This window comes from Seohaeicola saemankumensis, from assembly GCF_021021435.1.
In the GTDB taxonomy this organism is placed as follows: Bacteria; Pseudomonadota; Alphaproteobacteria; order Rhodobacterales; family Rhodobacteraceae; genus Seohaeicola.
This window is the reverse complement of sequence record NZ_JAINWI010000034.1, coordinates 1-1,071: the sequence shown is the minus strand read 5'-3', so window position 1 is coordinate 1,071 and position 1,071 is coordinate 1. Positions and strand designations below refer to the sequence as shown.

Genomic DNA, 1,071 nt, shown 5'->3' with positions numbered 1-1,071 from the left:
ACGGATGGTCGATTTATGCGCATCCGCTCTTTCTGGACCAGATCGAAGGGCTGACCCTGGAGGTCGAGGCGCGCAAGGCCCGCGATCCCAAGACCTGGCAAAAGAAGAACTGCACGAAACGGCTGGCCGCCATCTTCAAGCTGGTCACCGAGGCCATACCGGCAGATCCGGGTGCCGCCGCCTTCCGGCAAGGTGGCACACTCGGCGATCACCGCAAGCACTGGTTCCGGGCGAAATTCTTCCAGCAGTATCGGTTGTTCTACCGCTTCAACAGCGATGCGAAGGTCATCGTGGTGGCATGGGTGAATGACGACAAGACCCTGCGCGCCTACGGCAGCAAGACGGATGCATATGCGACGTTCAAAGGGATGTTGGAAGATGGCAATCCACCTGACAATTTCGACGCGCTCTTGAAAGAAGCTGCAGCGGCGGACAAGCGGTTCGAGAAATCCCTTGAAGCGGTGCCCGATCGGTAAGTGGGCCAGCTTGCTGTGACCCTTTGGCATTATCGTTTACGACGCCACGCCGGAGGATGTAGCATCGGCTGATAATACGGTCGGAGAAAGCACAATGGACGAAACGGAAAAGGATAGGCAGCACCTCGGACTAGAGGAGCAATGCGCGCCTGACCTCACGGGGCACCGTTTCCCAATTGCTGTGCGCGTTGCAGACATGCCCGATGACCTCGGCAAGCTGCTGGGTATGGGTCTCGAGGAGTATGTCCGTGGCCGCTGAAGCGAATGCGTATGACGCGTGGTTTCGCATGAAGGTAAAGGCCGCGCTTGAGGATGCACGCGCTGGAACTTCACAGGTTCAGGTGATGCAGGCCGCACAGGCATTTATTGATGCGAAACGGCAGGTCGAACCCAAGTCCTGACCAAGCCTTGGAGGTTAGCGCGGTCTGACCTCATCACCGCGAAAAGTCAAAGCGGGCTTTTTGTCCTTTGGAACTCAGACCCTGATCCAAAGGAAACCCCCATGAACAAACCCAATCCGGCAAACCCGCCTTTCCCAATCTCCGACGCTGATCTCACCTCTGCGCTGGCGCAAATCGGCGCGGAGATCGACCAT

General features: G+C 57.7%; 3 protein-coding genes. All 3 read left to right on the top strand.

The features are described 5' to 3' along the window. The coding region (locus K7H22_RS19480; RefSeq protein ID WP_230802480.1) for a type II toxin-antitoxin system YhaV family toxin at window positions 1-476 on the top strand (476 nt) is incomplete at its 5' end. A gap of 94 nt (window positions 477-570) precedes the next feature. Next, a complete protein-coding gene (locus K7H22_RS19475) occupies window positions 571-735 on the top strand; it encodes a hypothetical protein (protein ID WP_230802479.1) in 165 nt (54 codons plus the stop codon). Then, window positions 725-877 (top strand): StaA, encoded by a 153-nt coding sequence (locus tag K7H22_RS19470; protein WP_230802478.1) that lies wholly within the window; start codon window positions 725-727, stop codon window positions 875-877. The genes K7H22_RS19475 and K7H22_RS19470 overlap by 11 nt, the downstream gene beginning before the upstream one ends. Window positions 878-1,071 lie beyond the last annotated feature (194 nt).